The organism is Halalkalibaculum sp. DA384 (assembly GCF_043951955.1).
Taxonomy (GTDB): Bacteria; Bacteroidota; Rhodothermia; order Balneolales; family Balneolaceae; genus JAMQKA01.
The window spans coordinates 192,637-218,072 of sequence record NZ_JBINJE010000001.1 but is presented as its reverse complement, the minus strand read 5'-3'; the positions used below and the strand labels follow the sequence as shown (position 1 = coordinate 218,072).

Sequence of the window (25,436 nt, the reverse complement as noted above, 5' to 3'; positions counted from 1 at the left end):
GTAATGAAAATTAAAAAGAGAGAAATTATGAAACAGACAATTGGAAGTATCTTAAGTGTAGGCGGATTGATCGGAGTGATATATTTTGGAATTCAATATATGAACGATTCTGAATCTTTTGAATTATTGGGGGCAGATGTCGCTGTAAGTACTGGTAATTGGGTTCCGATTCTCATATCACTAATCGTACTCATTCTGGGAGTAGTCATTTATCAGTCTAAGGAGTAGTCAATTGTCGGTCTAATAGTCCATAAGGGTTGTTATGCTGATCTTTATTGATTGACATATCACTCATGGGCCCATCCAACCAAGCTGCGTTAGAGGGGGGATTGAAAAATTATTAGGCAGTGAAATATGATGAATCCAATCGTCCCAAATTGGCTTTGACGGTTTAATATCCCGGAATTGTGTACACAATAAGAAAAATTAGGAGAGATCGATTATGAGACCCATTATTTCAAATATATGGCTGATATTCATGCTGGGGCTTTTGGTTTCTGCCTGCAGTATACAGGAAAGTGCGATAAGCGGTGAACGGCGGGCGTACGGCTATAGCTGGGACCAGGAAAAACAGATTGGCAAAGATGCCGACCAGCAGATTCAACAACAATACGGGGTATATGATAATGATGAGCTGCAAGCGTATGTGGAAAATATTGGGCAGGAGATGCTGGCCGTCAGCCATATGAACCGGGCCGACACGCCTGCCGAGTATGAAGGAACGGACTTTTACTTTCGTGTTTTAGACAGCCCGGTCGTCAACGCTTTTGCCTTGCCGGGCGGATACATCTATGTAACCCGGGGACTGCTGTCGCATCTTGACAATGAAGCCCAGCTCTCCGTGGTGCTGGGTCATGAAATCGGCCACGTGATTGCACGCCATGCCTCCCAACGAGCCTTCGAGCAGCAGATGGGACAGATTGCCCTGATCGGGGGAGCCATAGGCGGGGAACTGCTGGGGCTTCCCGGTGGAGATATCCTTGGTATTGGCAGCCAGGCAGCCCAGCTGCTGTTTTTAAGCTACAGCCGCGATGACGAACGGGAATCCGATCGCCTTGGGGTTGAGTACGCCTCCATGCAACATTACAAGGCGGCTGAAGGGGCACAGTTTTTTGTTTCCCTGGAGCGGATGTCCAAACAGTCCGGCCAGAGCATTCCCGACTGGCAATCAACCCATCCCGATCCGGGCGAAAGGGCAAGGAGTATTCCTGAACTTGCCGAAGAGTGGAAAGCAAAAGGATATGAACAGACCATTGACAACACCGATCAGTATATGGGCAAGCTCGACAATATGATCTATGGCGAAAATCCGCGGGAGGGGTTTACCCGTAACGGCCATTTCTACCATCCGGATATGAAATTTCAATTTCCCTATCCTGAGGACTGGCAGGTGGTTAATCAGCGGTCACTGGTTGCGGTTGTAAGCGGGGACCAGGATGCCGTTTCGATTATGACGCTGGACGGCGAGTCGGCGGGTGCAGAGGCCTCCGTTAACGAGTTTTTAAATCAAGAGGGTATTACCACGCTGGGAAAATCAAATACCCAAAGCAACGGCCTTGCTGCGTTCCGGGCAGAAGCCACCGGACAGACGGAGGACGGAACCCAGCTCAAATTCTATCTATATGCAATAGAGTATGGCGGTTCCATCTATCGCTTTTTAAACTATACAACCGTTGAAAAGTATGAAACCTATGCTTCACGTTTTGATGAGATAACCAGTGAGTTCAGGGAGCTGACCGATTCAGATATATTGAATATTCAACCGGTTCGCCTGCAAGCGGTAAAAGCCAGCCGTTCAGGCACCTTTCAGTCCTTTCTTCCAGGGAACCTCGAAAGCTTTTCGATAACAGTGTCGCCAGAGGACTTGGCCATAATGAACCAGGTGGGCCTCGATGAACAGATCGATGCCGGCACGTGGTTAAAACTCCCAACTCAGTAAACGCGGAAGCCTGTGTTGTTATCGGTTGGTTCATAATGTAATAAGGGCTTTCCTTCCTCAAAAAATCACGGTAGCTCTTTTCTCATGGCAGAGGTGTTCGTTTTTGTGTGAACAAAAACGAACCCAGAAAATCCCTGCAACTGATCCCAGTAAAACCACTTGGTGTGGATAGGCAAATAATTGTTAGGAGGTGGCAAAAGGTCAATATCTGGGGATTTTATGGTGAATTTTAAAGGTTCGTTTTTTCTTCACTGAAAAAATGAACACTCACATTCCGGGATTGCCGGTTATAATGGGATATCTGTGGTGAGGGTAGTACTGACTGACATACCCAATAGACAAAGATTACTTCATGGTTATAACACTATCCCGCTTTTATCACCAAGAGACCAAAAACTTCAGATGGGTATCCTCCTGTATTAATTTTGCAAACAGGATCCAAAAAAGAAGGACAGAGGGTTATCTCTGTCCTTGAGGGGTTTCTCTTTGATGAATGTTATTTTTAGGGATTAAGGGATGATAACGATAAGGGTGATGTTAGGAATTGGTATCAGTAAAATCTTCAAAGGCTTCACCGAGGGAATTCATCTCGCGGTTAAAAGCAGTTTTAAAGGTTTCCCACTGCTCTTTTCCTTCCCCTTTGTAGTCAGCGAGTTTCTTTTTCATGTCGCTGTTCTTTTGTTCGAGTTCGGCCAGTTGTTTTTCGTATGTCGCCTTCACATCGGCTGTTTTGTTGGCCATACGTTCCTTGAAAGCTGTGATCGTTGAGTCGTTGGCGGCAATCCTTTCGGCTGCTTCTTCACGGTACTGGTTCATATCGGCCTGGTATTCCCGGGTAGCTTCTTCCAGCTCCCGGTTGGCCTCAACTACGGCTGATTGTGCATTTTCCATATTTTGGTCCGGGCTGTTGCAGCCGGTTAAAAGGACGACTGTAGTCATCATGGATATTACGAGTATTAAAGCTGGTTTTTTCACTATAATGGGATTAAAGTTTTTCATAATTAGTTACTACTGGTTTGTGACATTTCTGCTCGCGCATTTTGAATGGCAGTTTGAAGGTCTTGCATGGCATATTTCAGCCTGTTTCCATCCTTGACAACTTCTTCAGAGGTCGGGGCAATGGCCGAAATTCCCTTTGTGGTCAGATCATTTGACAGGAAGGTCTGGATTTCTTTTACGTCAGATGTATAGGTTTTAAACGCCTCGTCTACGCCAATACTATTTTCAGCTATTTTGTCATAAATTTTTCCAAGTGCAGCCCGCCGCTGTTCACTGAGTTGCTGAATTTGTGGATTATTGTATTCATTTCCCTCTTTTTCCCATTCCTCAAAATATTCAATGCCTTTAGCTTTCATCTCTTCGGCATGTTTGGCAAATTTTTTCTCCATGGCCACCATTTTTTCCACATTTTCACTGTAAGATTCAAATGCTTGTTTTACATCCGTTTGGCTGGGCCTCATAAGTGCTTCCAGGGATGCTTCAGTAGCATCAAGTTGCCGGGATGCTTCTTGAATATCATTATCCATGGTCTCCATGGTTGTTCTCGTGTCTTGTGAACGCTGCATGCCGGTGGAAGCGCAACTGGTAATAACTAATGCAGCTATTATCAGCAGTGCACCGTGCCACGTACAAGTTTGGTTTAGTTGTTTCATCGTAAACTCCTTCAATTGCCCGCGACTGGCGGGACAGCTGTGAATTAATTTCACAAAAGTAATATGAGCATTCTGCCCCCGGGAAGCATTACAGATCACCGACGCAGACTTATATATATCACACATTTCACAGAAATCGGGGGAAGAGACATGACATGTGATTCTGTAGCCAGCGCAGTAGTGGATCATCTTTTACCCGGGTATCTCACCAGGAATACGGGCTAAAGCTTGTCTACGAGCAGTATCATAGCGGCCACAACGGTGGAGATGGGGCCTATAATCCGCATGTAGTCGACAAAGGCCGGGCGTCTTTTTACTTCAAGCGTAATGAAGTCATTCTCTTGCAGGACGAAATCGCGCATTCCAGCTGGTAACTGTTGCGTATAGCGAAACCTGAAATTGACCACTTCATCAATGTTCAGTTCCTGGTTGCGCCGGGATACGTTGACTTCAACACGCAATTTGGACCAGTCAAGGGTGGTTTCGCCCGTACGGAAACTGGCCGGGCCGCGAGCGAATGAGATCAGTTCGATAAGTGTGGTACCGGTGGGGACCATAAATCGCCCGGGGGCGTTTACATCTCCCCAGAGATTAATCAATACCGACTCTTCACCGGGTTTGGACAGTTGCACAATCCCTTCAACGAGCCGATACTGCGTAGTAACTGCTGGCATCTCATCTTGTGCCCGGGCCGTTCCTGTAATAATCATTCCAGCGATAAACATCGCTATGGTAACGGTCTGTTTCATTTCACTTTCGTAATTTATACCGCGTTTCCTCCCTCATTAATCATTCGCTCAGCGTCTTCGCCCATTTTTTTTACCTGTTTTTTAACATTGTCAACCGACTCATTTATTGTTTCTCCGGCAGTGTCTGTATAGTCTTTGGCTTTGTCGACGATACTCTTTCGCCCCGAGGAGTCTCTGTAGGGCGTTACCAGGATTCCGATTATGGTGGTAAGTGCCACACCACCAAGTATGGCGTATAATGCTTTTCTCGTATTCATGACGTTATTTTTAAAGTTGGATATGTTTTTGTGAAAGACTTCAAGCATATAACCCGCCTTCGTTGATTTAGCTACCGTTATATTGCTATAACAGCAATTACAAACAGAACAGGTACCAGGTGACAATACTGAAGCCGGGGAAACAAACGGCCCGATAATCAAGATGACGACGATCGGGCAGAGTGGATTCTCCTACCTGTTGGCTCAAAATTTTTATATGTACTATAAGATCCCCCTTTATGCCCAATAAATGTTATACAATGGGGGAAAAGATTTGCATATATCACAGGTCCCGAAAATCTTAGCGAGCACGTTGCAAAACTGTTGTTTTGCGCCATATTGCTATTCTCAAGAATACAAAATCCTCATTTATCGGGGTTGCAGGATCTTCTGTTTGTTGGGAGGGGGTTGGCAAGCGGGAGTACAACGCCCTCAAAACGTCAAGTCACGGGTTTTAAGGGTTTTACCGAAAGAAGCAAAAGCCTGGCAGATCTGTGATATTTGTAACTCTTTTTCAGGATCATGTAATATTGACCGGGTTAAATGATAGTACATTTCTTGGTGGAGATACACTCCACCTCTGTCTTCGCAAATAGCGACTACAAGAACGATCAGGCTATGTGGAGTGTGATTCTGTTTGCCACGATTTTTAATAAGAGGCAGATTACATAATCCAGAGAGCTGGATTGCAATCTTTTAAATAAAACGACCATGGGAAATCTACTCTATATTATTGCCGTAATTTTAATCATTGGCTGGCTGGTTGGATTTATTGGATACAGCGCGGGTGGCCTGATTCACGTATTGCTTGTCATTGCCGTAATAGCTGTTTTATTACAGGTGATTCAAGGACGAAAAGCGTTTTAAAGAGTCACTAAAAAACTACTGTTTCGACCTCTCCCCCTACTGCATCCAGATGGGGGATTGGCGAGGCATTTCACCCCACTCCTAATATCATAAAATGGGAGGCGGTGATATTTCTGTTTTTTCAAAAAATCTCTTCCATTGCCATTCTGATATCCCAGTACAACCGATAATCCCGGAATGGAGTGTTCGTTTTTTCGGTGAGGAAAAAATGAATCGCAACACTCACCATAAAATCCCGGATATTAATGTTTGGCAATAATCCATATAGCATGAATAATTCCGGGAATGTAGCCAAGTATGGTTAGTATCACATTTATCCAAAAAGCACCTGTTAATCCAACTTCTAAAAAAACTCCGACAGGAGGAAGAATAATTGCAAAAATAATTTTCAGGATATCCATGTTTTTACCTTGATTATTTGAGGTTGTTGAAATATCGCTTCATAATCCCCTCTTGTACATGCAGAAGGAATTTGGGAAGGTTAAAACAGTAATATTTCAAAGGCCAATAGGTATTGTTTTGAATAAAAGTCGATCTCTTTTTCATGTCTGAGCGTAACGTGAAACAAGTCGCTTTTGATTTCATAACTGCTACGCTCTACTGTTCTGCTTATATTTTTATCCATGTCACTTGCACGACTTGGAAAACAATCAGAGCCAAAGAAAGTCCGCTAATGGTCGTGCCAACGAAATTACAGGCCGCTTCCACTTTGCGCCATTTCGTTGCGTGCACTCTGAATGATGCTTTGGACATTCTGCATAGCCTGTTTAAGGCTGTCTCCTTCGCTGATAACCCGGCGCGCGATCGGGGCGATGGCGGTCACGCCATTGGCTGATAGATCGTTGGAGAGAAACACCTTGATTTCCGTTATATCAGACGCATACGTTTTAAAGGAGTCTTTAATCCTGGTACTCTGTGCAGAAATTCGCCCGTAAACGCCCCCCAGTATTGACCGGCGCCGGTCACTCAGCTGCTGTATTTTCGGATTATTATATTCAGTGCCCTCCTGTTGCCATTCCTCGAAATAATCGGTGCCGTGTTCGGTTAGTTCGTCCGCATGACGGGCAAACTTGGTCTCGGTAGCAACTATTTTAGCGGCGTTATCCGAAAAAGCTTCCAGCGCCTTCTTCAGGTCGGGTTGGCCGGGCCTGAGGATCTCACCCAGCGCCGCCCCGGTGGCATCCAGCTGTCGTATCGCCGACGTTATATCGTCGTCCATGGTTTGCAGGGAGATCCGGGTTTCATCGGAGCGCTCCATTCCTGTCGACTGGCAACCGGCTGTCATAACGAAGCCAGCAATAATTGCGGACAGAAGAACACGATTTATATGCCTGGTAGGGGTCATAATTATGCTCCCATTTATTGGTCTTTTTACTGTAAGAGGCCTTTGTAGAACCTACTGTTTTGTTGGGAGGTAGTTGTACTACCGACCGTATTGGTCTTTAAACGGGAGTGCAACTCCCTCCGAACGGTGAGTTGATGTATTTCCCACTGTAATAGAAGGTCGCTATTCCAGGTCTGAAAAGTGTTATACCGTATCACAAAAGGCTTACATATATCACTGGTTCCGGGAAAAGGCGGGCGTTGGAACTACTTCCCAAAACGCACCTCTGTCACGGGAAAAGACGGCTATGATTTTTTGAGGAATCCTGAATATTGTAAATGTATACTGATGGAGTACACTGCCCGTTGTGCTCCATCTCGGTACAGGGACTTTGCCAGGATACAGCCCGCTTGTAAAGTAGAGGTCTGATTATCGGTGGAATTGGTTGGTCATTAGGAGCCCGTGACCGAACAGGGAGAGTTTACAAAGCCTCATGTAACAGACTTGAACGGAAATGTACATCTCACACACGTAGTGAAATCCTCCGAGTCCGGCAGCCGGTCAATGGCAAACGTCCCTCCCAGCAAGTCAACCCGGTGGCCGATAATCCGGAGTCCCATTCCCTTGCTGTCTGTTTCCTCGGGTGAAAATCCCCTGCCATCATCCTTGATTTCCAATATCAACTGGTCTTTTTGTTGGCTAATGGCTACCAAAATTCGACTCGCCTCTCCATGAGTGGCAGCGTTCTTGATCGCTTCCTGGGTAATATGGTATAAGCTGGAGGATAACTCCCTGTTGTTGATTTTGTCCAATATATCATCAGCTTCCAGGGAACATTTTACGTTGTGGATTTTCTGGGACCGCCGGATGAGAAGGGTAAACGCATGGGATGCCCCTTCTTCTTCTACATCAATGGGGATGATGTCATGACTTAGATTCCGGATATTATCAATTTGGAGATTTATAAGAGAATTGATCTCATCGAGCATAGAAGAAGCATTAGCCTGACTCGTGCCCGACAGCTTATCCTTGAGATTTTTGACGGTCATCTTTATATATGCCAAGATCTGGGCCAGATCATCATGGAGGTATCCCCCCAGTTCCCAGCGTTCTGCCAGGCTGTTACTCAAGATCTGTTTTTGGAGTTCGGTACTTCGTTCAACCTCTTTTTGAAGTCGATCATTGGTTGTAAGAAGCTCTTGAGCATCACGTTTTCGTTCAATAGCGGAACCGATAATGTTTGCGATAATTTTAATAAAACTAATGTCGTGCGTTGAAAACTGGTATAATGTTTTGGTATAGAGACATAAAACTCCGAAGTCTTCCTCTCTTCCCCCGATATTAACATGTATGCCGGAAGTAACCTCATATTCCTCAAGCAATGGTAGTATGCTATATCGTTGTTCTTCCCGGAAGTCTTCCGTAATCAATGGTTCTGACCGGATTATGGCATAGCCGACATCCCAATCGGTATCCAGCCCGATGGTTGCCTCGCCTGGCGTACCCTTTTTCAAATTAGTGCTGATCAGCCTTAATAAATCTTTATGCTGATCACGTTCGAACACGAAACCATAATCGATACCGGTAATATCACAAATGTCATCTATCGCCTTTTCAATAATTTTCTGCAGATCATCTTCCTGTAGTGCAAACAGGCCCAGTTCTGAGATGATTTCCTGCCTCCGTGCCCGCTCTGTAAGCTGTTCTTCCGCTTTTTTTAGCGATGTGATGTCCACAAGGGTAAGCACCACCCCGTCAATTTTGTCATTTATGGTGCGATAAGGTCGCACGCGCATGATATATTGATTTCCTTGATCATCCGGCACGATCTTTTTGACGGGCTGCAGGCTCTCTGTTACCTCGCCGATATCAGCCGGTATCGAATCGTAGTCGAGCTGATGGGTCACATGGTTAAAGGGGCGACCCGTATCAGAGGAGATCAGGTTAAAAAGATTGGTAGCCGACGAGGTGAAAAACTGCACGCAGTTATTGCTGTCAATAAAGAGCGTAGCAATATCGGTGGCCTCCATCAGGTTTTTGAGGTTGCTGTTCGCCTCGTTTAGTTTTTCAATTTTATGCTCGAGTTCGGTATTTACGCTCTTGAGTTCCTCATTAACCGATTGCAGTTCCTCTTTGCTGGTTTCAAGCTGTTCAGTCGTAGATCTCAGCTCTTCATTCATCGACTGCAGCTCCTCGTTGGAAGCCTGGAGCTCTTCATTGGAGGTTTCATATTCCTCGATCGTGACGTGAAGCTGTTCTTTGGTATGCTCCAGCTCCTTTTCCAGCGCAGAAATAATATCAGATTCCTCCGCGGTTACCGACTCAATTTGTTCAACTGGTTGTGGATGGCTGCTCGCTTGATCGGGATCTTCCATAAAGATGACATGCAGCAATCCTTCAGGAAAATTCGGTTCGGTTATCTTCCGAACAATAATCTTGTAATGACGGAAGCCCCCCTCGATATTGAGAGTTATTTTTTTGGATGTGGATGCGGCCGCATCTTGTTTCGCCTGGAACAGCAAGCGGCTGAGCACTTTTCGTAGATCCGGGATGACCAAATCCAGGATCTTTTGGCTGGGCTCTCCGCCCGAATATTTCAGGAACCGGTCAATGTCAGATGTAGAGTGCAGAACCTCATTATTGTTATTGATAATGACGCTGGCCGGTTCATATTGGTTGAATAGCAGGCGATGATGGAGCTCCTCGATATTACTTTGCCTTTTGCTATACACCTCGTTACGGCGGTGATAGGCAGGGCGGCGATCACTTTGCCTGGAAAGCGGGTACCGCGGCAGCCGCACCTGGGATTTTGAAACCGTGCTTTGTTGAAAAATCTGGTATTTTTTGTCAATGGAGTTAAACAGGTCGGTGGCTTCCAGAATAGAATCAGACATGCCCAGAAACAGCCACTGCTCCGGTTTTAAGGCGTAATGGAACAGGTTGAACACCTCCGATTGTAAATCACGGTTCAGGTAGATCAACAGGTTGCGACAGCTGACAAGGTCAAGCTTGGAGAAGGGCGGGTCCTTAAGCAGGTTGTGAACAGCAAACAGTATCATGCCGCTTATATTTTGTCTGACACAATATTCAGCTCCTTCCTTTTTGAAATACCGGTGTAATCGTTCTGTTGTAATGTCAGCAGCCATAGATTCGGGATAACACCCCTTGCGGGCAATATCCAGTGCTTCCTGATCGATGTCGGTTGCAAAGATCTGAATTTGCGGCGGACTGCTGAGCGTTTGGGCATGTTCATGCAGTAATATGGCAAGGGAATAGGCCTCTTCTCCCGTAGCACACCCCGGCACCCAAACGCGCACGCTGTCTGTTGCATTCTTGCCCTCAAAAAGCTTGGGGATAACTGTTTCCTGAAGTTTATCAAAGGCCTCGGGGTCGCGGAAAAAATTGGTTACGCTGATTAGCAGATCCTTGAACAGCTCTTTAATTTCGGGCGGGTGCTCAGTGATATACTCCAGGTAGTCGGAAAGCGAAGTTATTCGGGTGACCCGCATACGGCGTTCAATTCTGCGAAGGACCGAAGATCGCTTGTACTGGGTGAAATCATGACCCAATGCAACATTTATCTTTCCAAAGATCTTGCTGAGCACCTTTGTCTCGCGTTCCGGAAGCTCCCCGGAATCGGAAATGTTAATCTGCCTGAGACTTTCCTGGTACTCCTTCAGCTTTGCGGGAATTTCGTTGACAGGCAGGGTCATATCCACCATGCCCGTCTGCATGGCGTTGTAGGGCATCCCGTCGTACCCTGCCTCTTCAGGGTTCTGGGTGAGTACAATACCCCCGTGTTCCTTGATGGTTTTAAGGCCAATGGTCCCGTCGCTGCCGGTTCCCGATAAAATGACACAGGCGGAATAATTACCCCTGGCTTTGCCGAGCGAGCGGAAAAAAAGATCAATCGTGGTAAGTCTTTTATCCTTCTTGTCAGCATCAGCCAACACCAGGTGCCGGTCTTCTACGGACAAGAGCTTGCCCGGCGGAATGATATACACATGGTTGGGCGCTATCTGTGTTTCTTCGGTAATTTGTGATACCTGCAGCGAGGTGTGGTCCTGCAGCAGCTCGGCCATGCTGCTCTCATGATCGGGAGAGAGATGAATAATGACGACAAACGCCATGCCCGGAGCATCCGGCATCGCTTCAAAAAAAGCTTCCAGGGCTTCCAGTCCGCCGGCTGAAGCGCCCAGCCCGACTACCAGGAAATCCTGGCTGTTATCCTGCTGTTCATTTTTTGCATGTACTGCCATAAAATTGATCTCATTTTTTAAGGCGAAATGAAAATGTTGTCATGTTCTTCTCCTCGGAAAAACAAAATATCATAAATTTTCTTTCTTCTTTATACTATATTCTTATCTCTTAATATATTAATAAAATACCCGGGGAGGGACCTTTGCAGAACCTGCTATTTGGTTGGGAGGTGGTTGTACCACCGACCTTATAGCCCTTTTAAACGGGAGTACAACTCCCTCAGAACGAGGAATTGAGGGGTTTTGCAAAGCCCTCGGGAAGTTTAGGAATAAGCTATACAGGAATGTGAAATATGGTTAAGGTAGTAATCGCCGATGACCATCCCCTTATTCGAGAGGGAATAAAAAAAGTAGTCGACAGCAAAACCGATTTGACAGTGGTCGGTGAGGCGGAAGACGGGGATGAGCTGCTGGATATACTCGAAGAGAAAACCCCTAATATTTTAGTGTTGGATATAACGATGCCCGGCAAAAGTGGACTCGATCTGCTAAAGCATATCAATAAACTATATCCTCAACTTCCGGTCCTTATTTTGAGTATCCATTCGGAAGAGCGGTTTGCCATCCGGGCCTTAAAAGCAGGAGCGTACGGCTATTTGACCAAGACAAGTATTTCCGACGAGTTGATTAAGGCGATCCGAAAAATCACTACTGAAAAACGGAGATACATAACCCCGGAAGTAGCCGAGCAGCTTGCCTCACAAATAGATATTGGCAAGGACAATCTGATGCACGAGGAGTTGTCAGACCGGGAGTTCCAGGTTCTTTGCATGATTGCCAGGGGCATGAAGGTGACAGCTATCGCCGAGGAACTTTCACTGAGCCCTCAAACGATCCATACGTATCGGTCTCGCATCAAAGACAAGATGAACCTAAGCTCAAATGTGGAAATGACCAGGTACGCCATCGAACACAATTTGATCGAATAGAGCCGTGTAATAACGCCTTGCCATTTCTGCCCTGGTCTGGTATCCCATTCTAATACTCCTCGTTGGAACTGGATATAGCGACACTGTCCTCCTCTCTGTGCATGAGTCAATACGAAAAACCTTGGCACGCCAGGAGTCCGCTGGACTTTTTATAGCAATAATTGGTACAAGAAAATAGCAAAACGTACTACAGGGAATCTATTTACAAATTTCTAATATTTTTATGGCAGAAGTTTTGAATAGATGACAAGAGAGAAAAGGCAAAACTCGGGATTACCCGAATAACCGAGAATGCGGGGAGTATCAGGCCCTGGAATCCTTCTTGTTAACTTTTCACTACCTCAACTAAAAAATGGTCCGAAATCTCGTCACGAAGTACGATTCTTTAATGAAGGTGTACATAGAAAATGAAAAAAAAACGAGAATAGAACCCTCCGCTTCGATTGGGAGAGGACTTTGAAATACTTCCACATCATCCCCACTTGCAAACACAGGGGGGGCAGGGAGATCAAAACAGCAGTATTTCAAAGCACGGATTATTCACCAGGAAGTGGCGGCCCGGCTGTTCCGTTATTACCGTTCACAGCCAGTATAATCCTGTGGCAGTTCCCCCTTTCGGAGGCCATACCTGTTGACGGGGTGGAGAGTGAGCTTCTCGGTCATGAAAAGGAGCCTTTGCCGGTGCCCACCACTTAAAGACCGGTCGTTTTAACTGGATACTGGGAGGATACCGGTGTTGGAATGAAGAACCACAAAATGAATGTGGGTAACCTCTGCTTGAATCATCTTTTTTAAATTTTGCTTGTTCACGGTTTAAGAATGGCACAGTATGAAGCTATATATTAAGTATATGGTAAGCCTGCGTTGCAAAATGGTGGTCAAGGAGGAATTAAAAAAGCTTGGCATTGACTGCGTATCGGTTGACCTTGGCGTGGTCGAGATTCAGGATGACATTACCGATGAGCAGCTGGAAACATTTGCGGAGAACCTGAAAAAAGCCGGCCTGGAACTGCTTGACGATAAAAAGAATATCCTGGTTGAAAAAATAAAAAGCGTGATCGTGGAAATGATCCACTACGAGGATGAAGTTCCGAAAGTAAATGATTCCGATTATATCAGCGAAAAGCTGGGCTACGATTACACTTATCTCTCCAACACCTTCTCAGAGGTAAAGGGGACCACCATACAGCAGTATATTATTATGCACAAAATTGAACGGGCAAAAGAGCTGCTGTTGTATGATGAGCTGACCCTGACCGAAATAGCCTATAAACTGCACTACAGCAGCGTGGCCCACCTGTCCAACCAGTTTAAAAAGGTTACCGGCCTCACGCCCACCTATTTCAAAGAGCTGAAAGAGAAACGGGAAAAGAATCTCGAAGACCTGTGATATAGGAAACGCTTTGAGCGGAGGGGAATGGGGGATTAAGGATGTAAAATCGCGAATAACGAATTTCGAACGACGGAGAGGAGTTCGTATTAACAAGTTATAACACCAAACTGGAAGAATTTCTCTCTGGCGAGGGACGGGTTACAAAAAATACCATCCCGTTTTTACCGCCTTGGTTTTTTGGTTCTTTCTGGATAAAGATCAAGCCTAAAGGGACATCTCGGTTATGGCCCCTTTTAGCCTAGCACGTTGCTGGTACATCGTGAGGTAGCATCTGTTGAGGATGCCCTAAATACCCTGGGAATAACAGGTTTTGCAAAGATCTCTTTTCGTAAGTTTACTTTACTCCATTACCCGAGGGTTTAGTTTCCTTATGCAAAGATAACGATGACAGCAATTTGCCAAAGTTATCGACCGGTACGGGTAACGAGACGAAGAACTGTGTTCCGTTGTTTTCTCCAGCCTGTACAGAGATGGTTCCTCCTGCCTGGGCGACCACCTGCTTGACATGTTCAAGGCCTACCCCAAAACTCTGCTCTCCATTGGTGCCGGCCGATCTTGCAACCGCATCACCATTATTAAACGCTGCGATCTGATCGGCGGTCATACCTTGTCCATTATCCACAACGGTGATATGCAGGATATTGTTATTGTTATCGCTGTCCCGGGTTATCGTAACGTCAATAGCACCGTTTTGTGGAGTAAATTTTATCGCATTAGAAAGAAGGTTGCTGGTGATCTGCAGCAGTTTAAGAGCAAAAGATTGAGACACTTTGAGCCCGGTGTTTACGTGGCTGTCAAACGCCAGAGAGATCCCCTTTGCTTTCGACGGAGGATCGAACAGGTGTTGTAACTGTTCAACAATAATACCGAATCGCTTTTTTCCCTGCTCTTCTTGTACGTAGTCATCGATGATCGAAGCTTCTAAAACTCCATCGATAATATTGAGGATTGTTTCGGCAGATTCTTTTATCATCGTAAGTTCCCGGGCAGGGAATTCAATGTAATCTTTCTTTTCGATCAACAGGTCGGAGATCCCCATAATGCCGCTGATGGGGGTGCGCACATCATGGTTAAGTTTATGAAGGCTATCACTCAGCACCTCTAATTTCGAAGCCATCTCTCTGTATCTGTTTTCATATTCAATGACGTTCACGGCTAACCGGGCAAGGTGTCGGAGCTGTTTCTTCTGGTTGGTTGAAACAGATTTTGGTTTGGTATCCAGCACGTAGATACAGCCGATATCCCTGCCGTTTTTAGCAGTGAGGTTAGCGCTGCAGAAATATTGAAAAAAGGGAGGGTTCTTCACGTAAGCGTGATCTTTATAGCGCCTGTCATTAGCGAGATCCTCCACTTCATAAACGGTTCCGTTTTGCCTTATTGCATTGTAGTTGATGATATCTTTATAGACGGCTTTATCTATATTGTGTGCTACCGTGCGCTGGTAATGAGCATCCATGATGTGGATTTCACAAACCGGTGCATCCATGATGTGCTGAGCCAACGTTACGTATGGCTGTAGGTTAAGGTACTGTTTATTCCCTTCGATAGCACGAGAGACAGATTGTTGGGGTCGGGCCGGCTCATTATCATTCATTACATCATGCAGTTTGTTTGGCGATTCTGATATCCGGAAATCATTTTGACGCTTTATCCAAATGTATATCTCAGATCAACAGTGAGGATAAGTGAGTGTTTCTTTTTTGAGGGTTTTGCATGCCCCTCGGTGTAAAAGTCGAACCTCCGGATAAAACAGAGATTCGACCTAAAGGGGATTCTTAAAGGTTAAGCCTGCTTCTTTTCAGCTTTCTTTTCCGGCTGTTTCGAATCGTTGTCTTTGCTCCCCTTGGGATAATATTTTTTGGGGGAGGAAGATTTTTTCTTTCGGTCTTTATTATGTTTATCCATGTTCAAGCCCATTTGTTAGCATTATCTGATTCAGTTTTAATGTACCCTGTCGGTGTTAATTTATAGTTACATAAACCCATAAAAAGATTACAGATATCTCACATGCGAGCTAATTTGTTGGGAGGTGGTTGTACCACCGACCTTACATGCTCGTTAGCGGGAGTACAACTCCCTCCAAACGATGACCAAAGCTCTCTGCAGATCTCTCACATGTGAGCTTCAGAATAGGTGAAGTCCGGATCCCCGAATTTTTTGAGCGTGCGATAATGTGACGCCACTGCTTCGAGGAAGGTGTCATGCTGATTGTAGGGAATACCAAATTCATCGGCCGTCTTTTCCACAATATGACTGATGGCCGGGTAGTGCACGCTGCATATTCCCGGGAACAGGTGATGCTCTATCTGAAAATTCAATCCGCCGACAAACCAGCACAACGCCTTGTTGTCCCGCGCAAAATTATTGGTAGTCACCATCTCGTGTATCATCCAGTGCTCGTCAATCATGTTCTCTTCATCGGGCACCGGGTGGTCGGTCCCCTCCACCACGTGGGCAAGCTGAAAGATGATACCCAGTATCAGGCCGGCCGTAAGATGGAGCGTTGCAAATCCTATCAACAGGTGCACCCAGGTAATATCGAGCACCAGCATCGGCAGCACCAGCATGTAGCTGTAATAGATGCCCTTGGTCACAAACAGGATGATCCATTCGCTTGTGGGATGAGTTTTGTTTTCGTACGGGCCGATATTGTCTTTCAGAAAATGCTTGTAATCCTTAACGAAGACCCAGAAGAAGGTGGCCAGGCTGTAGGCAAAAAAGGCCAGGATATGCTGCACGCGATGGATCGGCTTGTATTCAGAGTGCGGGGAGAGCCTGATAAACCCGGCCACCTCCAGGTCTTCATCATGCCCGTGAATGTTGGTGTAGGTGTGGTGGATAATGTTGTGGGTGATTTTCCAGATGTACCCGTTGGCTCCCATCAGGTCAAAGGTGTATCCCAGGGCGCGGTTGACATACTTGTTGGAAGAGTAGGCCCCGTGCAGGGCATCGTGCGATACCGAGAAGCCGATTCCGGCCATCCCGACGCCCATCACAAATGTTAAAAACCACATCGCCGTAAGGGAAAGCTGTCCCGATATGATCAGGGCATACGAGCCGAAGTACAGGGTCAGCAACACGATGGTTTTCAGGACCATCTGCAGGTTGGCATGTTTTGAGAGGTCATGCTCTTCAAAATATTGATTGACCCGCTGTTTTACAGTGTTACTGAATTCCCGGCTGGTGCTGTTGTTGAATGTTACTTTTTTGACGGCAGACATCTTGTTTGGTCCTTTAATGCGATATCGCATTAAAGATGCCAAAAAATTGCCTGTAGGCTATTACATACGTTTTGGTTTTTGTTGCAGATTTTACACCCGCCCGGCAGAGGCTACCCCCCGTCATCACATTTTGCAATGATGATCGGGGTATGAGTAAGCGAAAGGTGAAAACCTGTAATTTATGTAAGATTCCTCTTGCAAGTGTGTAACGCACTCTACCCATAATTTCTGAATATTCTTCTATACACAGAAAGAACACAGAAAAATGAGAATGGTACAGAATGAGTAAATAATGATCCGATCTTTTACCACCCGGTAAACCTTCAAAGTAATCGTTATCAAATGAAAGAATCGTTCGAGCTTGAAAAGTCAAAAGCGATGATTATTGTCGAAATCATCGAATACGTCCCCGATTCGGTGGTGATTAAAACGATTATAAAGAAGGCGACGGGGAATATTAATGCCGTCTCTTTTGATACCGGAGAGAAACTGGAGGAGAAGACCTCCCCGTTCGATAAGTTTATACAGATTATTGACGGGAATGCGGAGGTTATAATCGATGGAAAATCAACACTCCTGGAAACCGGGGAATCGATTATTGTACCGGCCCACGCCCGCAATTCGTTCAAGGCGAATGACCGGTTTAAAATGATATCCACGACAATCAAAAGCGGATATGAGGAGGTAAGCTGATGGATTTGGAGCTCAGATTAAAAAAACTGGAACAAACTCTTGCAAGGATCAAGCAAACTGATCCTGATAAAGGTTCTAACATCATGTCGGATTACAACGACTTTATGGATGACTTCCACCAACTGGTGGTCAGGCCCCAATCGGTTAGTCTCCTGTTGGAAAAAGCCAGGCACTATTATTTGAATGAGAAAGAGATGCTTGAAATGAATGTACTGTTTAATGCTTATTGTAAAATAAAAGCGAACAATTTATGTAATGAAGACTTGAGAACGGCAAACCTGCAGAATTACATTACCGGAAATAGCCTGACGTTGACAGGTCTTGAACAGCGCCTTATGGCACTCGGATGGAAAGGATAGTGCAATATCAGGTTTGGAAATTAAGAATATGAAAGGAATAAGAGAGAGCGAAGGCAGTTTGCGAGGACTGTCTTCAATCAGGAAGGCAGGCCTAGTGAGATCCTGCCTTCTTTTTTATATCACGGAAATGGTTTAAGCGCAATTAACGGAGTGTAAATAATATGGCACGGAACGCAACTGAGAAACCGGTATGCCTGACTCGAAACAAGGATATGAAAGATTTGGTTACCAAAGTTAGACAAGTTGCCCAAACAGGGTGCCCCGCTGTACTGATTACCGGGGAAAATGGTACGGGCAAGGAGGTGATGGCCCGCCTGTTTCATTATTACGGGCCACGCAGAGATAAACCGATGGTTACGATAAATTGTGGGGCTATACCCGCAGACCTGGCGGAGAGCACGTTTTTCGGCCATGAAAAGGGCGCGTTTACCGGCGCTCATGAACAGAGAACAGGCTGTTTTGAGCAAGCCGATGGCGGAACCTTGTTCCTGGATGAAATCGGAGAGATGCCCAAATCTATACAGGCCAAACTATTGCGGGTGGTTGAGCTCGGTACATTTCGCAGGCTGGGAGGAAAAGAAGATATTCAAGTGGATATTTCCCTGATTTCTGCCACCAACAAAATACTGTCTGAACAGGTTAAATCGGGCGACTTCCGGGAAGACCTGTTCTACCGGCTCAATGTTATCGAGCTCCACGTGCCCCCGCTGCGCGAACGCAAGGAGGATATTCGACTATTGACTCGGTATTATAAAGATCATTTTCTCAACCTTTATGGGAAAGAGCCCAGGAAATTTTCTGATGACTGCATAGAATCGCTGATGAAACATAGCTGGCCCGGGAATGTTCGTGAATTGAAAAACGCCGTTGAGCGATGCGTGATATTGTCCGAAGGGGATATTATCGATCGTGAAAACCTTCCCATGCAGATATGTAAAAATGGCAGCATACATCCTGTGAATTACCATTCGTTGGCTGATAAAATTATTCAAATAAAATTTGGGTCCTCGTTGAAACAGGTTGAACAAGAAGTAATTAACCAAACGCTTGATTCCGTTGATAATAACAAGACCGAAGCAGCCAAAATATTGGGGTTTACCAGGAAAACACTTCGGAATCACCTGGACAAACATAATAATGAAGCGTAACTGCGGGCTTTATGGTACCGCATTTTGACCCAATTAAATATTTGAGCATTTTTAATAAAGGTTTTCAGTGTTTCCACGACTCTGGTATTGCTCTTTTTGACGATGGGCGTAAATGAATAAAACCGAAAAAATGAATTGTTGATCATGGTATCTACCCGGCGGTATGTGAAATATATGGTGAGTTTGAGGTGCAAAATGATACTTAAGGAGGAGCTTGGCAAAGCGAGCCTCAGATACTCAATTTCTCCCCATGGCGCCATAGAGTTTCTTGAAGAAACGACACAGACCCAACTTGAGGAGCTCAACAGGAATTTGATGCAATCGGGCCTGGAGCTGCTTGACCAAAGTAACAGTATGCTTATCGATCGCATCATAAACACCGTCATAGAAGTGATCCATTATTCCGATGAATTGCCCAACCTCAATTTTGAGGATATCATTGGTAAAAGCCTGGGATCGGAAAGGGAATCGTTACTGAAAATATTTTCGGATGTAAAGGGGATATCAATTATGCAGTTTATCCTGCTACAAAAAATTGAACGGGTTAAAGAGCTTCTGCTGTATGAGGACCTGTCCCTGGCGGAAATATCGCAAAAGCTTCGGTACAAAAACGAACACTACTTAATCGCTCAATTCAAAAAGTTCACCGGGCTGCATCCCACCTATTTTCAAAAACTAAAGAGAAAACGCACAAGTATTTCGCACCAAATATAAATCGATTGCTCATCGGGTGGATGATAGTTATAGGTAAAAAAACTTGAGTCTGTTGAGAGGTAATCCGCTAGGGTTTTTATAGCAAGCTATACTCTTCTAATCTATTCAAGCAGTTAGTCAAACCTAATTCGAAGAACATCCCATTCTCTACTTTTAACTGCACATAACGCGCCAACGGTATTGCAAAATCTTCTGGTTCATTGATGGCCATTGAAGTAAATGAGGATTTTGTAAACCCCTCCTTTCCTCGTTCTGAGGGAGTTTAACTCCCGTTTACAAGGTCAATGAGGTCGGTGTTACAACCCCCTCCCAACCAAAAGCAGATTCTGTAAAGGTCTCCCCCCCCAAATAAGAATGTACGGGGGAGCTTTGGGCACGTCCCGCTTGCTTGGAGTGCCTGTCGTTCCTTAGGGCTAAAAATAGATAAAGGAGTAAAATACCTTTAATTCATATTGAGTCTAAACAGCGAGAACCGTAAAATCGGATAATCATATTCGATTATCGGTTTTAAAGGATTTAAATCATTCTTGAGCATTGAAGTTGATCTCTCAGGGCGCTCAGTACGCCATTTCAGCAATTATTACGCTGGCTAAACAATCACCGGGTACAACGGTTTCAGCTGCCGCACTGGCAGAACCGCTGAACTGTCCGCCGGCCTATCTCTCGCAGGTGCTGTCCAAACTAAAGCCTGCCGGCATACTCAAATCCCGGCGCGGACTGAACGGTGGGGTGTATCTGGTCCGCGATCCCGAAGAGATACCGTTAATCGACGTGATAAAGGCGATTGACGGGATGGACTTTTTTGAGCACTGCTTCCTCGGTATCGAGGGGTGCGGTACCATTGAACCCTGCCCGTTTCACAATTTTTGGTCAGAAGAGCGAGATAAAATCCAGGACTGGCTTGCCAATACCACGTTTGCCGACTGCGAGCAGTCGATGTCGCAGGCGTGGTTCGACCTGAGGTTCCAGTTTAACAACGATTAAATAAAGAACCAGCGGAAGCATCGAATGCAGCAACAGCTACTGACAGACAGATCGACAGCGTGTTACCACTGTGGGGAGGCCTGTGGATCTGATGCGGTTGCCGTTGATGAAAAGTCGTTCTGTTGCGAAGGCTGCAAGATGGTGTACCAGATTCTGGATGAAAACGAGATGGAAACCTACTACTGCCTGCAGGAGCAGCCGGGCATCTCGCTGAACGGGAAACAACGGTCCGGGCGGTTTGAGTACCTGGAAGATGAGGCACTGTTGGACGAAATTGTTGACTTCCGGGATGGCGCAAAAACCTCGGTTCGTCTTTATATCCCGGGCATTCACTGCACATCCTGCGTATGGCTGCTGGAAAATATCTACAAGCTGGATAATGGCATAACTCAGAGCAGTGTCAACTTCCTGAAACGGGAACTGAGCCTCACCTTTAATCATCAGCAGACCAGCCTGCGCACTATTTCAGAGCTGCTCCACTCCATCGGATATGAACCGGAGTTTCGGCTGGACCAGGTTGAAAATAAGAAACGGTCCACCCCCGATCGGCGGCTGTGGCTCAAGATGGGTGTGGCCGGTTTTGCATTTGGCAACATCATGCTGTTCAGTTTCCCGGATTACCTGGCCGGTAGCGCCACCGACCTGGACAGTCACGGTTACTTCACTGTCTTTTTTGGGATTCTGAACATTGCCCTCGGTCTGCCCGTATTGCTTTTCAGCAGCAGCGACTACCTGAAGTCGGCCTGGGCGGCGTTGCGGCAGGGCGGTATCAACCTGGATGTACCGATCTCCATCGGGATCCTGGCGCTGTTTGGCCGCAGCGTATATGAAATCATGACCGGTATCGGTACGGGATACATGGACTCTTTTACCGGCCTTGTTTTCTTCCTTCTGATCGGGCGCATGATCCAGAAAAAAACCTATGAGCGGCTGGCGTTCGATCGAGATTACAAATCATACCTGCCGCTTTCAGTGACCATCCTGGGTCAGAACGGGATAGAACGCTCCACCTCCATCCACAAAATTGGCGAAGGTGTTCGCATGCTGATCCGCAACCAGGAGCTTGTTCCGGCCGATGCCACTCTGCTTTCTGAGCAGTGCTTTGTGGATTACAGTTTTATCACCGGCGAATCGGAACCAGTTAAAATTGAACAGGGCGAGACCATCTATGCCGGCGGACGCATCGTGGGCAAATCTGCGCTGATGACCGCCACCAGTGAGGTTTCCAACAGCTACCTGACCAAACTATGGAATGACGCTGCATTTGATTCGGCTTCGACAAGAGGTAATGTGAGCTCGCTGGCCGATCGCATCAGTCCCCATTTTACGCTTTCAGTGCTAACTATTGCCATGGTGGCCGGACTGATGTGGCTGCCGGAGGGGGCCGGTCAGGGCATTAACGTGTTCACGGCCGTGCTGATCATCGCCTGCCCCTGTGCGCTTGCGCTCTCTACCCCGTTTACGCTGGGTTCCGCACTCAATATCTTTTCCCGCAACGGGCTCTACATCAAGGGCATAGAGGTCATAGAAAATCTATCCAAAATTACGGATGTAGTATTCGATAAAACAGGAACCTTGACAAAATCTGACCAGGCCGATGTTTCGTTTGATGGCGGTAAGCTGACCGAAGAGGAATACCGGATGGTCAAATCGGTCTGCAAGCAGTCGGTACACCCGCTGAGCCGTAAAATCGTGGGCTGGCTGGAGTCGATGCCGCTCAAAGTGGTTAATGAGTTTGAGGAAGTTATTAACAAGGGCCTTAAAGCCACCGTGGATGGGAAAAAGCTGGTTATCGGATCTGCAGAATTTGTAGCCGAAGAAACCGGTTTGGGCATGATGAATCAGGATCGATCTGCCAAATACGCCTCCCGGGTCCATGTAGCCATTGACGGGGAGTGGAAAGGCTGGTTCGAAATGAGAAGCCATTATCGTACGGGCGTTGCCACGCTGCTTGATGATCTCAGGAAGCGTTTCGGCCTCTTCCTGGTCTCCGGCGATAACGACCGGCAGAAAGCGGAGCTTGAGACTTATTTCAGTAACAATTCTCTGCTGTTCAACCGGAAGCCACAGGAAAAACTCGATTTTATCAAAAATCTGCAGAACGAAGACAGGAACATCCTGATGATCGGCGATGGTCTGAACGACGCCGGTGCCCTTCAGCAGAGCAACTTCGGGATCGCGCTGACCGACAATCTCAGTTCTTTTACCCCGGCCTGTGATGCCATCCTGGATGGGGATGCGATCTCTTCGATGGATCGCTTCATCCATTTTGCACAGAAGAGTATTCGCATCATTCTCTGGAGCTTTGGTCTGTCGCTGATCTACAATGTTGTGGGACTCAGTTTTGCCGTAACAGGGCACCTCTCACCCCTGGTGGCGGCGGTCCTGATGCCGCTGAGCTCCATCAGCATCATGGTATTTACGAGCGTGACAACCATTTTAACGGCAAAAAATATGGGGCTGGCCACATGGAAGTAATTTTTATGCTCATAGGATTCAGCCTGCTGGTGGCCCTGATTTTCCTGGGACTATTTTTCTGGGCCGTGCGCTCCGGGCAGTTTGACGACCCCCACACCCCGTCGATAAGGATTCTTTTTGACAACACAACGAAATCCAATAAAAAACAATCATCAACCCATAAACAAGATCAAGATTAATGGCTGTAGAAACATTTAAGTATGATAACGAGATCGTCCGGAAGTTCGGGATAGCCACCATCTTCTGGGGAATCATCGGGTTCCTGGTCGGCCTGACGGTAGCCCTGAAGCTGATCTGGCCGGGTTTTCTGGGCCTGATCCCGGAACTCTCCTACGGGCGACTCCGACCGCTCCACACCAACGCGGTAATCTTTGCGTTTGCGGGTAACGCCATTTTTTACGGTGTGTATTACTCGCTTCCCCGGCTCTGCAAGGCCCCGATGTGGAGCAACCTGCTCAGTAAAATCAACTTCTGGGGATGGCAGGCGATCATTCTATCCGCGGTAATAACCCTGCCGATGGGCTTTAATACCAGCAAGGAGTACGCCGAGCTGGAGTGGCCGATCGATATTGCCATCACTGTTATATGGGTCATATTCGGCATCAACATGCTGATGACGATCTGGAAGCGTCGCGAAAAGCACCTGTATGTCGCGATCTGGTTTTATATCGCCACGTTTGTGACGGTGGCGGTGCTGCACGTGGTGAACTCTATTGAGATCCCCGCCACCCTCCTGAAAAGCTACCCGGTGTACGCAGGAGTGCAGGATGCGCTGGTGCAGTGGTGGTACGGGCACAACGCGGTGGCCTTCTTCCTGACGACGCCGTTCCTCGGCATCATGTACTACTTTATCCCGAAAGCGGCCAACCGACCGATCTTTTCCTACCGGCTGTCGATTGTGCACTTCTGGTCACTGATCTTTATCTACATCTGGGCGGGTCCGCACCACCTGCTCTACACGGCGCTGCCGGGATGGGCGCAGGCGCTCGGAACCGTCTTTAGCCTCATGCTTATCGCGCCATCCTGGGGTGGCATGTTGAATGGATTGTTAACACTGCGGGGGGCGTGGGATCGCGTTCGGGAAGACCCGGTGCTGAAATTTCTCGTGGTTGGAGTGACCGCCTACGGGATGGCCACCTTTGAGGGCCCGATGCTCTCTATCGGAAACGTGAACGCCGTGGCACACTACAGCGACTATATTATCGGTCACGTACACCTGGGCGCCCTGCTCTGGAACGGCGGACTGACCTTTGCGATGCTCTACTATATTACGCCCAGGATTTATGAGACCGACCTCTATTCCACGAAGCTGGCCAACGTTCACTTCTGGTTCGCCACGCTTGGGGCGATCTTCTACGTCATCCCGATGTACTGGGGCGGCATCACCCAAAGCCTGATGTGGAAAGAGTTCACCGCGGAAGGCGTGTTGCAGTATCCCAATTTCCTGGAGACGGTTCAGCAAATCATCCCGATGTACGCCTTGCGTGCGGTCGGGGGTACACTCTTTATTACCGGTGCCATCATCTCGGTGTATAATCTGTGGAAAACCGCCGCTTCCGGACAGTTTGTCGCCGCCGAAGAGGACGAGGCCCAGCCCATTGCCGATCCTTCGGCCAACGCCAAAGAAACCTGGCACCGGCGCCTGGAAAGTCGCCCGATTCAGCTTACCGCGCTGACATTGGTCGTAATCCTGATCGGGGGCATTGTGGAGTATGTCCCGACTGCCCTGATCGATTCCAATGTGCCGACTATCTCCAGCGTAAAACCGTATACGCCGCTTGAGGTGGAGGGCCGCGATATCTACATCGCCGAGGGCTGCAACAACTGTCACTCGCAGATGATCCGCCCGTTCCGTTCCGAAACGGAGCGGTATGGCGAGTACTCCAAGGCGGGTGAATTTGTCTATGATCATCCCTTCCTGTGGGGCTCCAAGCGCACCGGTCCCGATCTGCACCGGGTCGGGGGGAAATATCCTGATTCCTGGCACTTGCGGCACATGTACGATCCTGAATCCACTTCCCCGGGCTCCATTATGCCTGCGTATCCCTGGATGTTTTCCCAGCAAATGGATATGGAGTCGATCGGCAACCGGATTTCAGCTCTCAGGTCGGTGGGCGTTCCCTATGCCGAGGGATATGAGGAGCAGGCCCTGGCTGATATGAAGGCCCAGGCAGAAGAGATTACCCAGGAACTGCACCAGGCCGGGTTCAAGGAGGTGGACGGCATTGAGATCACGTCCGACAAGCAGATAATCGCGATGATCGCCTACCTGCAGCGGCTGGGAGTCGATATCAAGGGCGATAACAACCCGTTTGAGGGACTCCCGTCCAGCAAGGTGATCGGAACCGCCGAACTGGAACAACGACCGGAAAGCGAGTAGCCAATGCGGGATAAAGGCCCGGCAATAATCCAGATGCGGTCAAAGAGTTCCACCCTGGAGATGGAGAACAGGGGGAGGATCGGAGCTGTT

Annotated in this window: 23 protein-coding genes; 13 read left to right on the top strand and 10 right to left on the bottom strand. The window is 47.1% G+C overall.

From position 1 onward, the window contains the following. Positions 1–27: 27 nt before the first annotated feature. Both ACG2E4_RS00895 and ACG2E4_RS00890 read left to right on the top strand, forming a co-directional pair. Complete coding sequence (locus tag ACG2E4_RS00895; RefSeq protein ID WP_395275432.1) at positions 28–228, top strand: hypothetical protein; 201 nt, start codon at positions 28–30, stop codon at positions 226–228. 214 nt (positions 229–442) lie between these two features. Then, entirely contained in the window at positions 443–1,939 is a 1,497-nt protein-coding gene (locus ACG2E4_RS00890; RefSeq protein WP_395275431.1) for a M48 family metalloprotease, read from the top strand. A 537-nt stretch (positions 1,940–2,476) separates the two neighbouring features. Here ACG2E4_RS00890 and ACG2E4_RS00885 read toward each other — a convergent pair. The 4 genes from ACG2E4_RS00885 to ACG2E4_RS00870 form a co-directional block, all read right to left on the bottom strand. Continuing rightward, on the bottom strand, positions 2,477–2,881 hold the full coding sequence (locus ACG2E4_RS00885) for a hypothetical protein (protein ID WP_395260663.1): 405 nt from the start codon (positions 2,879–2,881) through the stop codon (positions 2,477–2,479). A gap of 59 nt (positions 2,882–2,940) precedes the next feature. Beyond that, complete coding sequence (locus tag ACG2E4_RS00880; protein WP_395275430.1) at positions 2,941–3,591, bottom strand: DUF2959 family protein; 651 nt, start codon at positions 3,589–3,591, stop codon at positions 2,941–2,943. Positions 3,592–3,812: 221 nt separating this feature from the next. After that, positions 3,813–4,340: a hypothetical protein gene (locus ACG2E4_RS00875; RefSeq protein ID WP_395275428.1), complete on the bottom strand. Its 528-nt coding sequence runs from the start codon at positions 4,338–4,340 to the stop codon at positions 3,813–3,815. 14 nt (positions 4,341–4,354) lie between these two features. After that, entirely contained in the window at positions 4,355–4,597 is a 243-nt protein-coding gene (locus ACG2E4_RS00870) for a hypothetical protein (RefSeq protein ID WP_395260667.1), read from the bottom strand. A 711-nt stretch (positions 4,598–5,308) separates the two neighbouring features. Here ACG2E4_RS00870 and ACG2E4_RS00865 point away from each other — a divergent pair. After that, the gene (locus ACG2E4_RS00865; protein WP_395260668.1) at positions 5,309–5,464 is read left to right on the top strand and encodes a lmo0937 family membrane protein; all 156 of its coding nucleotides are present in this window, start codon (positions 5,309–5,311) and stop codon (positions 5,462–5,464) included. 242 nt (positions 5,465–5,706) lie between these two features. Here ACG2E4_RS00865 and ACG2E4_RS00860 read toward each other — a convergent pair whose 3' ends face one another. From ACG2E4_RS00860 to ACG2E4_RS00850, 3 genes are all read right to left on the bottom strand, one after another. Next, positions 5,707–5,865, bottom strand: a complete 159-nt coding sequence (locus tag ACG2E4_RS00860) for a YqaE/Pmp3 family membrane protein (RefSeq protein WP_395260670.1) — start codon at positions 5,863–5,865, stop codon at positions 5,707–5,709. 290 nt (positions 5,866–6,155) lie between these two features. After that, positions 6,156–6,809, bottom strand: a complete 654-nt coding sequence (locus ACG2E4_RS00855) for a DUF2959 family protein (protein WP_395275427.1) — start codon at positions 6,807–6,809, stop codon at positions 6,156–6,158. A 470-nt stretch (positions 6,810–7,279) separates the two neighbouring features. Next, entirely contained in the window at positions 7,280–11,047 is a 3,768-nt protein-coding gene (locus tag ACG2E4_RS00850; protein ID WP_395275426.1) for a chemotaxis protein CheB, read from the bottom strand. Between the two features lie 293 nt (positions 11,048–11,340). Between ACG2E4_RS00850 and ACG2E4_RS00845 the strand changes: the two genes are divergently transcribed. Continuing rightward, on the top strand, positions 11,341–11,976 hold the full coding sequence (locus ACG2E4_RS00845; RefSeq protein ID WP_395260674.1) for a response regulator: 636 nt from the start codon (positions 11,341–11,343) through the stop codon (positions 11,974–11,976). Positions 11,977–12,805: 829 nt separating this feature from the next. Next, the gene (locus ACG2E4_RS00840; protein ID WP_395260676.1) at positions 12,806–13,366 is read left to right on the top strand and encodes a helix-turn-helix domain-containing protein; all 561 of its coding nucleotides are present in this window, start codon (positions 12,806–12,808) and stop codon (positions 13,364–13,366) included. A gap of 337 nt (positions 13,367–13,703) precedes the next feature. On the opposite strand, the gene ACG2E4_RS00835 is transcribed toward ACG2E4_RS00840, so the two are convergent. The 3 genes from ACG2E4_RS00835 to ACG2E4_RS00825 all read right to left on the bottom strand — a co-directional run bounded on the left by ACG2E4_RS00835 (position 13,704) and on the right by ACG2E4_RS00825 (position 16,590). After that, positions 13,704–14,963, bottom strand: coding sequence for a sensor histidine kinase (locus tag ACG2E4_RS00835; RefSeq protein ID WP_395275425.1), 1,260 nt, complete (start codon positions 14,961–14,963; stop codon positions 13,704–13,706). 188 nt (positions 14,964–15,151) lie between these two features. Continuing rightward, positions 15,152–15,274: a hypothetical protein gene (locus ACG2E4_RS00830; protein ID WP_395275423.1), complete on the bottom strand. Its 123-nt coding sequence runs from the start codon at positions 15,272–15,274 to the stop codon at positions 15,152–15,154. A gap of 206 nt (positions 15,275–15,480) precedes the next feature. Further along, positions 15,481–16,590, bottom strand: coding sequence for a fatty acid desaturase family protein (locus ACG2E4_RS00825; protein WP_395275422.1), 1,110 nt, complete (start codon positions 16,588–16,590; stop codon positions 15,481–15,483). A gap of 342 nt (positions 16,591–16,932) precedes the next feature. On the opposite strand from ACG2E4_RS00825, the gene ACG2E4_RS00820 reads away from it, so the two are divergent. The 8 genes from ACG2E4_RS00820 (at position 16,933) to ccoN (ending at position 25,346) form a co-directional block, all read left to right on the top strand. Then, positions 16,933–17,283, top strand: coding sequence for a cupin domain-containing protein (locus ACG2E4_RS00820; protein ID WP_395260694.1), 351 nt, complete (start codon positions 16,933–16,935; stop codon positions 17,281–17,283). After that, positions 17,283–17,642: a hypothetical protein gene (locus ACG2E4_RS00815; RefSeq protein ID WP_395275421.1), complete on the top strand. Its 360-nt coding sequence runs from the start codon at positions 17,283–17,285 to the stop codon at positions 17,640–17,642. Before ACG2E4_RS00820 ends, ACG2E4_RS00815 begins: the two co-directional genes overlap by 1 nt. 161 nt (positions 17,643–17,803) lie before the next feature. Further along, complete coding sequence (locus ACG2E4_RS00810) at positions 17,804–18,790, top strand: sigma-54 interaction domain-containing protein (protein ID WP_395275420.1); 987 nt, start codon at positions 17,804–17,806, stop codon at positions 18,788–18,790. Positions 18,791–18,985: 195 nt separating this feature from the next. Continuing rightward, a complete protein-coding gene (locus ACG2E4_RS00805) occupies positions 18,986–19,504 on the top strand; it encodes a helix-turn-helix domain-containing protein (RefSeq protein WP_395275419.1) in 519 nt (172 codons plus the stop codon). A gap of 534 nt (positions 19,505–20,038) precedes the next feature. Continuing rightward, positions 20,039–20,488, top strand: a complete 450-nt coding sequence (locus ACG2E4_RS00800) for an RrF2 family transcriptional regulator (protein WP_395260700.1) — start codon at positions 20,039–20,041, stop codon at positions 20,486–20,488. A 24-nt stretch (positions 20,489–20,512) separates the two neighbouring features. Further along, positions 20,513–22,966, top strand: coding sequence for a heavy metal translocating P-type ATPase (locus ACG2E4_RS00795; RefSeq protein ID WP_395275418.1), 2,454 nt, complete (start codon positions 20,513–20,515; stop codon positions 22,964–22,966). Next, the gene (ccoS, locus tag ACG2E4_RS00790; protein WP_395260704.1) at positions 22,957–23,145 is read left to right on the top strand and encodes a cbb3-type cytochrome oxidase assembly protein CcoS; all 189 of its coding nucleotides are present in this window, start codon (positions 22,957–22,959) and stop codon (positions 23,143–23,145) included. The genes ACG2E4_RS00795 and ccoS overlap by 10 nt, the downstream gene beginning before the upstream one ends. After that, on the top strand, positions 23,145–25,346 hold the full coding sequence (gene ccoN, locus ACG2E4_RS00785) for a cytochrome-c oxidase, cbb3-type subunit I (protein ID WP_395275417.1): 2,202 nt from the start codon (positions 23,145–23,147) through the stop codon (positions 25,344–25,346). Before ccoS ends, ccoN begins: the two co-directional genes overlap by 1 nt. Positions 25,347–25,436 lie beyond the last annotated feature (90 nt).

Excerpts from the sequence above, each read along its gene's own strand:
- ACG2E4_RS00860 (WP_395260670.1), bottom strand. The coding sequence starts at position 5,865 with ATGGATATCCTGAAAATTATTTTTGCAATTATTCTTCCTCCTGTCGGA.
- ACG2E4_RS00885 (WP_395260663.1), bottom strand. The coding sequence starts at position 2,881 with ATGATGACTACAGTCGTCCTTTTAACCGGCTGCAACAGCCCGGACCAA.
- ACG2E4_RS00845 (WP_395260674.1), top strand. The coding sequence starts at position 11,341 with ATGGTTAAGGTAGTAATCGCCGATGACCATCCCCTTATTCGAGAGGGA.
- ACG2E4_RS00835 (WP_395275425.1), bottom strand. The coding sequence starts at position 14,963 with ATGAATGATAATGAGCCGGCCCGACCCCAACAATCTGTCTCTCGTGCT.
- ACG2E4_RS00810 (WP_395275420.1), top strand. The coding sequence starts at position 17,804 with ATGGCACGGAACGCAACTGAGAAACCGGTATGCCTGACTCGAAACAAG.
- ACG2E4_RS00865 (WP_395260668.1), top strand. The coding sequence starts at position 5,309 with ATGGGAAATCTACTCTATATTATTGCCGTAATTTTAATCATTGGCTGG.
- ACG2E4_RS00850 (WP_395275426.1), bottom strand. The coding sequence starts at position 11,047 with ATGGCAGTACATGCAAAAAATGAACAGCAGGATAACAGCCAGGATTTC.
- ACG2E4_RS00870 (WP_395260667.1), bottom strand. The coding sequence starts at position 4,597 with ATGAATACGAGAAAAGCATTATACGCCATACTTGGTGGTGTGGCACTT.
- ACG2E4_RS00825 (WP_395275422.1), bottom strand. The coding sequence starts at position 16,590 with ATGTCTGCCGTCAAAAAAGTAACATTCAACAACAGCACCAGCCGGGAA.
- ACG2E4_RS00890 (WP_395275431.1), top strand. The coding sequence starts at position 443 with ATGAGACCCATTATTTCAAATATATGGCTGATATTCATGCTGGGGCTT.
- ACG2E4_RS00795 (WP_395275418.1), top strand. The coding sequence starts at position 20,513 with ATGCAGCAACAGCTACTGACAGACAGATCGACAGCGTGTTACCACTGT.
- ACG2E4_RS00855 (WP_395275427.1), bottom strand. The coding sequence starts at position 6,809 with ATGACCCCTACCAGGCATATAAATCGTGTTCTTCTGTCCGCAATTATT.
- ACG2E4_RS00875 (WP_395275428.1), bottom strand. The coding sequence starts at position 4,340 with ATGAAACAGACCGTTACCATAGCGATGTTTATCGCTGGAATGATTATT.
- ccoS (WP_395260704.1), top strand. The coding sequence starts at position 22,957 with ATGGAAGTAATTTTTATGCTCATAGGATTCAGCCTGCTGGTGGCCCTG.
- ACG2E4_RS00815 (WP_395275421.1), top strand. The coding sequence starts at position 17,283 with ATGGATTTGGAGCTCAGATTAAAAAAACTGGAACAAACTCTTGCAAGG.
- ACG2E4_RS00830 (WP_395275423.1), bottom strand. The coding sequence starts at position 15,274 with ATGGATAAACATAATAAAGACCGAAAGAAAAAATCTTCCTCCCCCAAA.
- ACG2E4_RS00840 (WP_395260676.1), top strand. The coding sequence starts at position 12,806 with ATGAAGCTATATATTAAGTATATGGTAAGCCTGCGTTGCAAAATGGTG.
- ACG2E4_RS00805 (WP_395275419.1), top strand. The coding sequence starts at position 18,986 with ATGATACTTAAGGAGGAGCTTGGCAAAGCGAGCCTCAGATACTCAATT.
- ACG2E4_RS00880 (WP_395275430.1), bottom strand. The coding sequence starts at position 3,591 with ATGAAACAACTAAACCAAACTTGTACGTGGCACGGTGCACTGCTGATA.
- ACG2E4_RS00820 (WP_395260694.1), top strand. The coding sequence starts at position 16,933 with ATGAAAGAATCGTTCGAGCTTGAAAAGTCAAAAGCGATGATTATTGTC.
- ACG2E4_RS00895 (WP_395275432.1), top strand. The coding sequence starts at position 28 with ATGAAACAGACAATTGGAAGTATCTTAAGTGTAGGCGGATTGATCGGA.
- ccoN (WP_395275417.1), top strand. The coding sequence starts at position 23,145 with ATGGCTGTAGAAACATTTAAGTATGATAACGAGATCGTCCGGAAGTTC.